The organism is Geobacter sp. OR-1, assembly GCF_000813145.1.
Classification (GTDB): domain Bacteria; phylum Desulfobacterota; class Desulfuromonadia; order Geobacterales; family DSM-12255; genus Geoanaerobacter.
This window is the reverse complement of sequence record NZ_BAZF01000003.1, coordinates 317983-329634: the sequence shown is the minus strand read 5'-3', so window position 1 is coordinate 329634 and position 11652 is coordinate 317983. Positions and strand designations below refer to the sequence as shown.

Genomic DNA, 11652 nt, shown 5'->3' with positions numbered 1-11652 from the left:
CCAAGGACCAATGCACCGAAGCCCGTGAAATCATAGAAGAAGCGGCGGCTGCCGGCGACACCGAAAAGGCCGCTGCCGAAAGCAGGGCCATGCAGGCCTGCCCCGATGGTGCGGCCAGCCACTATGTCAAGGGGCGGAGGCTCGAAACCGCCGGCAATCGGGACGCAGCAATCAATGAATATCGTGAAGCGCTCAGGATTGACTCGTCATTCGCCCCTGCGAGCGGCAACCTGGGCCTGCTTTATCTCGACAAGGGGATGCTGGACGAAGCAGCCGTTGAGCTGACCCAGGCGGTGAAGACCAACCCGTTGCCGCAGTATCAAAAAGGGCTGGGCAGGATCTTCAGCGAACGCAAGATCTACTCGCTGGCCCAATATCATTTTGCCGAGGCGCTCAAGTCAGCCCCGGGCGATTATCAGATCCACATCGACCTGGCAAAGGTTTACGCCCGCCAGGGACAGCTCGAAAACGCCGAGACCGAGTACAAGAGAGCACTGTTCACTGCCCCGGCGGCAGAATCGGCCCGGCTGGGTCTTGCCGAAATAGAGATTGCCCGCAACAGATCGGATAAGGCGCTGGAAGAGCTCAAAAAGGCTTCTGCCGCCAACCCGAAGAACAAGGATATCCACAAGCGGCTGGGCGAGCTTTACGAGCGGCTCGGCGACAAAAAATCTGCTGACTTCGAGTATCTGCTCGCCGGAATTACCCCCAAGCCCTCCCCTGACCTTTATCTTGATTACATTAAAAAGGGTGACGCCTTTATGGCGGAACGGAGATTTGAAAAGGCCCTGGCCGAATACCAGGCAGCTATCAAACTGAATCCCGACTGGCCCGAATCCCACCAGAAGCTTGGCGAAGCCCTGGCAGCGAGCGAACGGACCGACGAGGCCATTGCGGCATTCCGGGAGGTAATCCGCTTGAAGGGCGGCTCTGCCCCTCTATATTTCAATATCGGGCAGATCTACGAAAAAAAGGGGCTGGTCGACGAGGCCGTGGTCGAGTACCGCAAGGCGGCCAAGCTGTCGCCGGACCATGCCGAATCCCGTTACCGGCTGGCCGAGATCTATGCCAATCGAGGCAGTGCGAATCAGGCCGTGGAGCAGTATCGGGAACTGCTGAAGTTACGAACCGACGATACGCAGATCTACCTCCGCCTCGCCCGAATCCTGAGCAGCGCCAAGGATCCGAAGGATGCGATCGCCGCCTACTCTGAAGCAATAAGGCTGCAACCCGAGAATATTGACGCGCACCGTGAGCTGGCGCAGCTTTACCGGAAGCACAACATGGCGGATGAGTCCGAAAAGCAGCTCAAGGAACTCATCAAGCTCAAGAAAGACGACACCGAGGCCCGCAATGCCCTGACAGCGATCTATGTCAAGAACAAGAATTATGACGAACTGATCAGTTTGCTCAAGGAAAACGTCGAGATGGCCCCCAATGACGCCAACAGTCATTACAAACTGGGGCTGGTGTATGAATTCAAGAAAAACTACGAAGACGCGATCGCCTCCTACAAGGCTGCACTGGTGATCAAAGCTGATCATGCCAAAGCGCTCAACGCCCTGGGGCGTGCCCATATGAAGACCGGCAATATCAAGGAAGCAAAAGAGGCGTTGGAAGCGGCAAAAATGGCCGATCCCGCCCTGGAGGAACCGACCGTCCTGTTGAGCAACATCAGGGACGAACTTTCCACGGAACCGAAAAAGTACAAGAAGGGGAAGAAAGCCAAGAAGGGCAAAAAGGCGAAGAGCAGCAAAAAATCCAAGGGTAAATCAAAGTCAAAGACGCAGAAGAAGGCCAAGAAGCAGCAATAACCCCCCTCAATACCCCCTTAGATAAGGGGGGGAAGCGAACAGAGTGAGCAGGGGGGTTAGATCCTCTGTATTTATAGGCGAAGCCGTGTAAAGAAGATGCGAAAAGGCCGGGGATTGCTCCCCGGCCTTTCCTTTTTCGCCCTGTAATTTTTTGTTTTGCTCGCTACCCGGCCTCTTCTTCAAGCTGGATAATCTGAACCTTGACGAGCCCCTTGCCGAGGATGCCGATCTTACCGGCAGCGCTCCTCGAAAGGTCAATATGCGGTTTCTTTCGAGATTTGCAGCGATCATTCACGGTAACTACCACCTCTTTACCGTTGGCAGGGTTGACCACCCGTACCTTTGTCCCGAATGGAAGCGTTGAATGAGCTGCTGTCAGTTTTTCGGGGCGGTAGCGCACCCCTGATGTCGTCCGTCTGCCGTTGTACCGCTTTGCATAGTAAGTAGCGTAACCTTCTACTCCACTGCTTGACGGTTGTGCCTGTTCGGCACTCTGCGCTTGACCATTGGCTACTTCTACAGGTTCGGCCTGCACAGGAAGTGTGTGGAGCGGCAGGAACAGCTGGCCGGCAATGAGCGCGGCAACAAGACTGCCCCGCAGGTTCACTGGCGCCATGCGCACCTCCTTTTGGGCGAGGCTGTCTTATATCACGCGGCCGGGAGGGGGTCAAGAAAAACCGTCCCTTTGCGTCATAACATGCCGGCATTGCTGCTATTTTTTTCAGTAAACCATGTGCGATGGGGAACAAGCCCCGAGAACCGGGGCTGGCAAGTCATAACAGCAAGCGGCATCGAACAGGACGCAATTTGGCGATAAGCCAATCGCTACCGTCGAGGCCCGGGCAGCGCAGTCTGCCCTTCCGGGCATTACCTCTGTTCCTTTGCCTCCAACTCCCGGACCGCCTGTTCAAGCTGGGCAGAGATCTGTTTCAACTCGGTGGCGTCGTGAATGGTAATGACCGTGCCGGAGAGATCGGGCAACTCCGGGTCATCGAAGGGGTAAGGGTTTAGAACGAACCAGCGGCCGGTCGGTTCATGGTACAGTTCGATACTCTGCAGGTAGATCATGCCGGTTATTAGGTCATACTGGTGCAAAAGCTCCACCCAGTCCGAACCGAGGATCTCGGTATACGGAAGCCCAACGAACTGCTGCAGAGCGCGGTTGCACCGCTTGATCTTGCCGTTCCGGTCCGCAAGGATGACCATGTCGCCGACATGATCCATGGTCATCTCCCACTCTTTCTTCACTGTTTCAACCTGATCGAAGATGCGCGACAACTCCTCATGCTTACTCTGCAGTTTGGCCTTGCTCTCAATGAGGTCCCTTTCCAGCTTCCGCTGCTCGGTGACGTCCCTGGCCACGGCAATCAGATACGCTTCCCCGTTGAACTCGATCACCTCGGCCGACCAGACCATGAACCTGACGTCGCCGGACTTGATGCGGAACGCCACGTCGAGATTGCGGACCTTCCCCTTCTCATCCAGCAGTTTCAGCATCTTGACCCGCTCACGCGGGTCCACCCAGATTCCGAGCTCGATGGCGGTGCGGCCGATAACCTCGTCACGGTCATAACCGGTGATCTGCAAAAAGGCATCGTTGACCTCTACATATCTGCCATCCGCAACCCTCGTCATCACCCCCCAGTCCGGGCTCGAATGAAAGGCCTTGGAGTACTTCTCTTCCATGAGGCGAAGGGCATCCTCGGAATGGCGGCGGTCGGTAATGTCCTGAACCGTCCCCATCATCCGCAGCGGCGCGCCGGAATCGTCGTAAGTTACTTCGCCCTGCTGGTGAACGATCCGCTCCCCCCCGGACGGGATGATCAATCGGTGCTCAAAGCTGTACCCCTGCCGGTCATATAGCGATTCATTCACCTTGCGGTTTACCAGGGCCCGGTCGTCCGGGTGCACGATCCGGAGAAATGCCTCGTAGGAAGCCTCGAAAGCCTGCGGATAAAGGCCGAAGATCCGGTAGATCTCGTCCGACCAGGTCATCTCGTTGGACCGGACGTTCCACTCCCAGTTCCCGATATGGGCAATCATCTGAGCCTTGGCCAGACCTGATGCGATCTTTCGGAGCGACTCCTCGGCCTGGCTCCTCTGCAAGGCATAGCGGATGGAACGCTCCAGGTTGCCGCGGGTCAACTCACTCTTGACGAGGAAATCAACCGCGCCCGCCTGCATGGCCTCAATATCTATTTCCCGGTTATCGATCCCGGTAAACACCACCATGGGACCGGTGCACCCCGATCTGCGCGCTTCACGGATCAGGTCGAGCCCATTCCGCCCCCGCAGATTGTAATCAAGAAGATAGATATCATGCCGGTTAGAGAGCATCGCCTCAAGACCTGCCCCGTATGAGGAGACCCAATTCAGCTCGAATTTCCCCCAACGGCTTGAGGCCAGCAACTCCCTGGTCATGACGTAATCATCCTCGTCATCTTCGACAAGCAGCACTTTTATCGGCAATTCGCTTTCCATGGCCACATGGCCCCCTTCCGGATCAAACAAACATTTAATCCGTAAAAATCCCCTTACCGGCCCGCGGTATCACGCCTGCAGCTTCGGCGCGCGCCATCAGGCACTCGACCGCCCGCTGCCCGTCAACGCCGATATCAACGGAAAAATCATTCACATACACACCGATATGGGCGGCGCACACCTCGTCGCTCATCTCCTGGGCATGGCTGCGGATATACTCCTTCGCTACGCCGGGATTTGCCAAGGCATGGGTCACACTGGCAGCCACGGCACTGTCAAGCTGGGAGATCACCTCTCTACCCAGGGAGCGCCGGGCGACTATCCCGCCGAGCGGAATGGGAAAACCGGTCGTCTCCTCCCACCACTCGCCCAGATCCAGCAGCTTCACCAACCCGGATTCCTGATAGGTGAATCTCGATTCGTGGATGATCACGCCGGCAGCAAACTCTCCGGAAGCCACCTTGGGCATGATCTCGTGAAAAGGGAGGAATTTCAGCCTGCTGAACCCGGCATCGAACAGCCGGAGCAGCAGACAGGCGGTCGTAAACTCGCCGGGCACGGCAATCGGGAGGTTCCTGAGACCCGATAATTGCATATTTCCGGCTGCCACTAGCAGCGGGCCGCACCCCCTGCCGAGCGCCCCGCCGGAGCGAAGCAGGCAGTAACTGTCGCGGACATGGCCGAAAAGATGATAGGAAACCTTGCTCAGGTCCAGGGAGCCGGCCAACACCAGCCTATTGAGGGTCTCAACGTCCTCCAGTCTCTCGACGAAGCGAAACGGCGTTGAAATCAGCCCTTTTACCAGGGCATGAAAGATGAATGTATCGTTCGGGCAGGTGGAAAACCCCAGAGACAGTGTCGGAGTCGAAGCGTCAGCCCCGGATACTTTGGAGGTAGAGGCAATTGTCATCGGATCAGTAGCTTTCAAGATACTTGAGGATAAAGCGTTGCGCCTGCTCTACGGCAAGCGGGATATCCCATCGGGACAGATCGCGGTCTTCCACCATGTTGCTTATCCCTCTCACTTCGAGACAGTCGACCCCGTACTGCATGGCAACCAGCGCAACCGCCGCACCTTCCATGTTCTCGCATACCGGCGCAAAGCGGTCGTAGAGTTCGCGCCCCCGGAGCACAGTACCGCTGCAGGCGGAAACCGTCAGGAACCGCCCCCGCCTCAGAGTAATGTCAAGGGCCGAGGCCAGCTGTCCCGCCTTTTCCGCGGCGGCAAACGACAGCGGAATTTCGTTGAAGTACCGCTCACCCTTGATTTCGTGCACGGGAATGCCGATGAATTCCAGCCCCTGCCATCCTTCCGGAGTGATTACTCCGTCATCGCCGAAGATTTCGCTGACGGCAAGGGCCAGATCCCCCACCTTGAGTCCGCCTTCCGGGTAGGCCCCGGCACAGCCGATATTTATGACCAGTTCCGGCTGCCATTGAAAAATCAGCGCCGAGGCAACGCTCGCGGCATTCACCTTGCCGATGCCGGCGGCCGCGATAACAACAGGCCGCTGGTCGGTCGGGCTGACATAGGCCACGGGAAAACCCCGGTCCCTGACCCGTTCGCACCGCAGGCTGCGGACAAGATAGGAAACCTCCTGCTCAACGGCTGATATTATCAGAACTGGCTGCAATGTTGCCCCTGGACCGCAGATTTTGTTGGCAAATCATATCATACCGCCCCACCTCCGGCAACTCCGTTCTGATCCAGGCTTCCGGCCTCTTTTCCCTTGCATAACCAGACCGCTTCAACTATCATTCAGCAGTTTTATCAGCCATGCACAAGGTTTTCCTATGGAGAAATGGATAACGCCGGTCAACAGCTGCCTGGCGCTTCTGATCATAATGGCTCTGGCCATGATTTCTGCCGACCTGGTCGCGCGCCGCATCGCCGGAATCACACCGCCATCGTCCGGACTGCTCCGGAAAGCCCCCCAGCAAACTTCCGCCAGCCAGCAAAACGAAGAACTCTCATCTTTCGCTCCGATCCTCGAACAGGGGCTTTTCGGGCCCGCCTCCCGGGGGAAGCTCGCCCCCGTAACTGCTGCCGCAACGAATCAGAACCAGAGTGCGCCGGTCCTCGCGCAGGGAGATTTGATGCTGCTCGGTAGCGTCCTCGGATCGTTCCGGGAAACTTTCGCTTTGATCCAGAAGACCGGGACCAAGGAAGAGCGGGTTTTCCGGCTTGGCGACCGGGTATTCGATGCCGGAGAACTGGTATCGGTCCGGAAGGAGTATGCCGAGGTCCTCGTCAACGGCAACCGCATCAAGATCCTCTCGCCGACCGCTCCGGGAACTGTGCCTACCGGTCCGGGCGGCTCCTCGCCCCCCCTGCAGGGCAACCTGGCGGTCCAGGTGGGGAGCGGCAGCTATGTCATCGATCAACGCGCACTGAACGCCGCTTTGGACAACATCGGCCAGGCAATGACCGATGCCAGGCTGCTTCCAAGCGCCAAGGACGGGAAGGTAGAAGGTTTCAGGGTCTCCGAAGTTAAGCCGACCGGGATTTTCGCCACCATCGGGATCCGGAACGGCGACGTCCTCCTGAGGATCAATGACTTCCCGATCGACTCACCGGAAAAGGCGATTCAGTCGTTTGCGTCCCTGAAGGGGCAGAGCAGAATCAAGCTGGACATGATCCGCGACGGCCAGCCATCAACATTCAATTACGACATTCGGTAGCGGGGGTTGCCTTGCATAAACGACTCAGCCATCTCATCATAATTCTCATCCTGATCTCCCTCCCGGTGCAGGCCTATGCCAAGGGGGTCATCCTCAACTTCAACGACGTCGACATCTCGACCATGGTCAAGTTCATCAGCGACCTGACCGGCCGCAACTTCATCATGGATGAGCGGGTCAAGGGGAAGATCTCGGTCTACTCCCCGACGAAACTCTCCAATGATGAGGCTTTCAACGTCTTCACTTCGGTGCTTGAGCTGAAAGGGTTTACCGTCGTCCCTTCAGGCAAGGTCAACAAGATCGTCCCGATCTCATCCGCGAAGCAATCAGGGATGAAGGTTCTCGAAGAAGGGGACCGGCTGCCGGTCAACGACTCCTATGTGGCCCGGGTCATTTCCCTGGAGAATATCACTGCTGCCGAGGCTGTGCCGTTTCTGCAGCCGGTGGTCTCCAAGGACGGCTACATCTCGGCCTTCGGTCCCGGCAACCTCCTGCTGGTGGTCGATTCGGCGCTCAATATCCAGAAGATCGTCGGCCTCGTTGACAAGATCGATGCCGAGCAGCAACGCGAAGGCGCGGAACTCATCTTCCTCAAGAATGCTTCTGCCGAAAGCGTTGCCAATGTTGTCAAGGACTGGATCGGCAGCAAGGACAAAGGCGGCGCCAAGCCGGCAGGCCAAACCGGCAACATGGTCCTGGCGGACACACGGCTGAACGCCCTGGTGGTGTTTGGCAGCGACACCCTCAAGGAGGACGTCAAACGCCTGGTCAAGGTGATCGACATCGCCCCCCCTGAAGCGAGCAGCAAGGCCAACGTCTACTACCTGGAAAACACCGACGCCACCGAGATGGCCAAGGTCCTTGACGGCGTGGTCAAGGGGATCAGCGTACAGGCAACTACCCAGCCCGGCGCCGCGACCCCCCAGGTATCACCGTTTGAAAGCGGCAAGATCACCATCACCCCGGACAAGGCATCCAACTCCCTGGTGATCATGGCGTCTCCCAACGACTACAACAACCTGGTTCAGGTGATTAAAAAGCTGGACCGCCGCAGCAAGCAGGTGTTCGTGCAGGTTTTCATTGCCGAGGTTTCGCTGGACAAGTCCAGAGAATTGGGGATGCAGAGCGGGGTCATCGGCGGGGCAGCCCTGGACAAGTATCTGGCCGTGGCAGGCATCTACGACCCGCTCGGCACGTTGGCTTCGGTTCTCGGGAGCGCGAGCAGTACAACGGCAGTACCAAACCTGCAGGCTCTGCTGAGCAACTTCGAGGCGCGGCCGGCCAATGTGACCGCGGTACTCAAGGCACTGGACAAAAACGGCCTGGTGAATATTCTCTCCACCCCCAATATCCTGACCACGGACAATAAAGAGGCCGAGATCAATGTCGGCGAAAATGTGCCGTTTCAGGGTTCATCCACTGTTACGACCGGATTTCAGACGACATCGGTCGAACGCAAGGACATCGGCATCAACCTGAAGATCAAGCCCCAGATCAGCGAAGGTGACTATATCCGGATGGATATCAACCAGGAGATCTCGGCGGTAAAGGACAGCAAGGGCCAGGCGATCGACCTGGTCACCACCAAGCGTTCGGCCAAGACCAGCATCATTGTCAAGGACAAGGAAACGATCGTCATCGGCGGCCTGATCCAGGATTCGGAAAACGAGGTCGTCACCAAGATTCCGCTCCTGGGGGATATCCCCGGACTGGGGTGGCTGTTCAAGACCAAGACCAAGACGCGGCAGAAAACCAACCTGATGATCATGCTCACCCCGCATATCGTCAGGGATGCCGCCGACCTCGCCGCAACCACGCAGGCGCAGAGAAACAGTTTCGGCGATGCCCTCAGCAAGGACACCTCGGTCAACGTCCGGGAAGAGTTGAAAATCAAGCCATGACCAATCTTGACCCCGCATCGCTGGCAGCCCGCCTGGACCTCCCTTTTCAGGCCGAGATCGACGACGGCCAGGTCGATACCGCACTGCTGAACAAGCTGCCGCTGACCTTTGCCCGGAGCAGGCAGGTGCTGCCGCTACGGCTGGATGACGGGGCGCTGCTGGTGGCAATGGGTGACCCGACCGATCTTCCGGCACTGGACGAGCTGGGCGACCTGTATGCTGCCTCGGCTCAAGGGGTTGTGGTCCCGGCCAAAGAGGTCCTGGATGCAGTAAACCGGCTCTATTCGAGAATGGCGGGCTCGGCCCAGGAAGTTGTCGAGGAACTCGAAGGGGAAGAGCTTTCGACCATTGCGACGGAGCTGTCGCACCCGAAAGACCTCCTTGACCTCACCGACGAAGCCCCGGTAATCAGGCTGCTCAACTCCATCCTCTTTCAGGCAGTCAAGGAGCGCGCCAGCGATATCCATATCGAGCCGTTCGAGCGGGAACTGGAGGTCCGGTTCCGGATCGACGGCGTTCTCTACCGGATGCTGACGCCCCCCAAGGTCGTGCAGGAAGCGCTGATTTCCAGGGTCAAGATCATGTCGTCCCTGAACATCGCCGAGAAACGGCTCCCGCAGGACGGCCGCCTCCGAGTGATCGTGGCCGGCAGGGATGTGGACATCAGGGTCTCGATTGTCCCCACCTTTTTCGGTGAACGGGTCGTGCTCCGGCTGCTGGACAAGCAGAAAGGGGTAATCTCCCTCAGCCATATCGGGCTTGGTGAAAAGCAGGTCTCGCTCATGGAACGGCTGCTGGCAAGATCCAACGGCATCATCCTCGTGACCGGGCCGACCGGCAGCGGTAAAACGACCACACTGTATGCGGCCCTCACCCGGCTCAACTCCCCGGACAAGAATATCATCACCATCGAAGACCCGGTTGAGTACCAGCTGAAAGGGGTCGGACAGATCCAGGTCAACGCCAAGATCGACCTCACCTTTGCCAATGGGCTCAGATCGGTGCTGCGCCAGGACCCGGACATCATCATGGTCGGCGAGATCAGGGATGCCGAAACCGCCGAAATCGCCATGCAGGCAAGCCTTACCGGCCACCTGGTCCTCTCTACCCTCCACACTAACGATGCCGCCACCGCCGTGACCCGGCTGGTCGACATGGGGATCGAGCCTTTCATGGTGGCCTCAACCCTATCCGCAGTAATTGCCCAGCGGCTGGTGAGGGTCATCTGCCCGCACTGCCGCGAGGAGTACACCCCTGACCGCGAGTATCCCGGCCTGACCCTCCCCCCCCGGATATTCCGGGGTAAGGGGTGCGACAAATGCTACAACCTCGGCACCATAGGGAGGGTGGGCATTTACGAGATGCTGCTGATCGACAGCGAGATTTGCAGCATGATCATGCAGCGGAAACCGGCCGGGCTCATCAAGGAGTATGCCGCGGCGCAAGGGATGGCCACCTTGCGGGAAGACGGCCTGGCAAAGGTTGCCAGCGGCATCACCACCATCGAGGAGCTGCTCAGGGTAACCCAGGACGATTATGCCGATCTACCGGTATAATGCATATAAGGCCGGAGGTGCCGCCAAGGCCGGGACCATTGAGGCCGACACCCCCCGCGAGGCGCGCCTCCGTCTGAAAAACGAGGGGCTGTTCGCCAAAGAGATCGTCCCGGTGGAAGATATCCCTGCCGGCAGCTCCCGCTGGCGGGCCCGCAAAGGGGTGCCCCAGCCGGAACTGGCGCTGGCGACCCGCAGACTGGCCACACTCCTGGCCTCATCGGTTCCTGTTTACGAGGCAATTGCGGCGCTCCACGAACAGGAGCGGCCAGGGCCGCTGCGCGACATCTTCGGCCGCTTGAAAGAGCGGATCAAGGAAGGGAGCGGTCTGGCAAAGGCGCTGGGAGCCGAATCCCATGTGTTCAGCGACAGCTATATCGCCATGGTTGCGGCAGGCGAGGCGAGCGGCGCACTGGAAAAGGTCCTGGACCGGCTGGCCGACTTCCTTGAGGATCAAGCCACGATCAGAAGCCGGGTGGCGACTGCCCTTGCCTACCCGATGCTCATGACCGTAGTGGGAAGCGGGGTGATGCTCTTCCTGCTCGCCTTTGTCGTGCCGAAAATAGTCATGGTCTTTGAACAAAACCGGGCCACCCTGCCGCTGATCACAATCATTCTGCTCGTGGTAAGCCATTTCATGCAGAAATGGTGGTGGACCCTGGTCATTGCCGCCTGTGCCGCGGCAATCGGATTCGACCGGATGCGGGGGAAACCCGGTTTCAGGAGATGGCTCGATCATTTCTGGCTGAAACTGCCGCTGGTCGGTTCCCTGCTCCGCAAGCTGGCCCTGGCCAGATTCGGCCGGGTGCTGTCCCTGTTGCTTTCCAGCGGCGTCCCGGTCATCAGGGCCCTGGAGATCGCCGGCGAAGTGGTAGCCAACCGCGCTTTCCGCGAGGCGTTGGACAAGGTCAAGGCTGATATCATCGAGGGGGGGTCGCCTTTCTTCTTCTCTGGCGCAAAGCCCGCTGTTCCCCCCGCTCCTGATCCACATGATCGCCGTCGGCGAGCGCGGGGGCGAGCTGGAGCAGATGCTGAACCGGGCCGGCAGCGCCTTTGAAAAGGAGTTCGAGACCTCGGTCACCCGCGGCATGGCCCTGCTGGAGCCGCTGCTCGTACTTGGGATGGGGCTCGCGGTCGGCACCGTCGTTGTGGCGGTGTTGCTGCCGATATTCCAGCTCAACCAGCTCATAAAGTAGATATCTTCGCCATGAATTCAGTAAC

Annotated in this window: 10 protein-coding genes; 6 read left to right on the top strand and 4 right to left on the bottom strand. The window is 58.6% G+C overall.

Features of this window, described 5'->3' with window-relative positions:
* The coding region (locus OR1_RS05105) for a tetratricopeptide repeat protein (RefSeq protein ID WP_041970415.1) at positions 1-1814 on the top strand (1814 nt) is incomplete at its 5' end.
* Between the two features lie 163 nt (positions 1815-1977).
* Here the strand turns inward: OR1_RS05105 and OR1_RS05100 are convergent.
* The 4 genes from OR1_RS05100 to mqnB form a co-directional block, all read right to left on the bottom strand.
* A complete protein-coding gene (locus OR1_RS05100; protein ID WP_041970414.1) occupies positions 1978-2430 on the bottom strand; it encodes a septal ring lytic transglycosylase RlpA family protein in 453 nt (150 codons plus the stop codon).
* 251 nt (positions 2431-2681) lie between these two features.
* Entirely contained in the window at positions 2682-4295 is a 1614-nt protein-coding gene (locus OR1_RS05095; protein ID WP_152609811.1) for a PAS domain S-box protein, read from the bottom strand.
* 34 nt (positions 4296-4329) lie between these two features.
* Positions 4330-5205 carry a 1,4-dihydroxy-6-naphthoate synthase gene (locus OR1_RS05090; RefSeq protein WP_041970413.1) on the bottom strand — a complete coding sequence of 292 codons (876 nt, stop codon included), beginning with the start codon at positions 5203-5205 and terminating at the stop codon, positions 4330-4332.
* A 4-nt stretch (positions 5206-5209) separates the two neighbouring features.
* The gene (gene mqnB / locus OR1_RS05085) at positions 5210-5929 is read right to left on the bottom strand and encodes a futalosine hydrolase (RefSeq protein WP_041970412.1); all 720 of its coding nucleotides are present in this window, start codon (positions 5927-5929) and stop codon (positions 5210-5212) included.
* Between the two features lie 160 nt (positions 5930-6089).
* Here mqnB and gspC point away from each other — a divergent pair, with 160 nt between their 5' ends.
* The 5 genes from gspC to OR1_RS22695 are packed head-to-tail and all read left to right on the top strand — an operon-like array spanning position 6090 to position 11627.
* A complete protein-coding gene (gspC, locus tag OR1_RS05080) occupies positions 6090-6977 on the top strand; it encodes a type II secretion system protein GspC (RefSeq protein WP_041970410.1) in 888 nt (295 codons plus the stop codon).
* Between the two features lie 11 nt (positions 6978-6988).
* Positions 6989-8878, top strand: a complete 1890-nt coding sequence (gene gspD, locus OR1_RS05075) for a type II secretion system secretin GspD (RefSeq protein WP_041970409.1) — start codon at positions 6989-6991, stop codon at positions 8876-8878.
* Positions 8875-10434, top strand: a complete 1560-nt coding sequence (gene gspE / locus OR1_RS05070) for a type II secretion system ATPase GspE (protein ID WP_041970408.1) — start codon at positions 8875-8877, stop codon at positions 10432-10434. Before gspD ends, gspE begins: the two co-directional genes overlap by 4 nt.
* Complete coding sequence (locus OR1_RS05065; protein ID WP_237754226.1) at positions 10415-11488, top strand: type II secretion system F family protein; 1074 nt, start codon at positions 10415-10417, stop codon at positions 11486-11488. The genes gspE and OR1_RS05065 overlap by 20 nt, the downstream gene beginning before the upstream one ends.
* Positions 11421-11627 carry a type II secretion system F family protein gene (locus tag OR1_RS22695; protein ID WP_370543328.1) on the top strand — a complete coding sequence of 69 codons (207 nt, stop codon included), beginning with the start codon at positions 11421-11423 and terminating at the stop codon, positions 11625-11627. Before OR1_RS05065 ends, OR1_RS22695 begins: the two co-directional genes overlap by 68 nt.
* Positions 11628-11652: the final 25 nt, after the last annotated feature.

Excerpts from the sequence above, each read along its gene's own strand:
- OR1_RS05100 (WP_041970414.1), bottom strand. The coding sequence starts at position 2,430 with ATGGCGCCAGTGAACCTGCGGGGCAGTCTTGTTGCCGCGCTCATTGCC.
- OR1_RS05095 (WP_152609811.1), bottom strand. The coding sequence starts at position 4,295 with ATGGAAAGCGAATTGCCGATAAAAGTGCTGCTTGTCGAAGATGACGAG.
- OR1_RS05090 (WP_041970413.1), bottom strand. The coding sequence starts at position 5,205 with ATGACAATTGCCTCTACCTCCAAAGTATCCGGGGCTGACGCTTCGACT.
- gspC (WP_041970410.1), top strand. The coding sequence starts at position 6,090 with ATGGAGAAATGGATAACGCCGGTCAACAGCTGCCTGGCGCTTCTGATC.
- gspE (WP_041970408.1), top strand. The coding sequence starts at position 8,875 with ATGACCAATCTTGACCCCGCATCGCTGGCAGCCCGCCTGGACCTCCCT.
- OR1_RS05065 (WP_237754226.1), top strand. The coding sequence starts at position 10,415 with ATGCCGATCTACCGGTATAATGCATATAAGGCCGGAGGTGCCGCCAAG.
- OR1_RS22695 (WP_370543328.1), top strand. The coding sequence starts at position 11,421 with ATGATCGCCGTCGGCGAGCGCGGGGGCGAGCTGGAGCAGATGCTGAAC.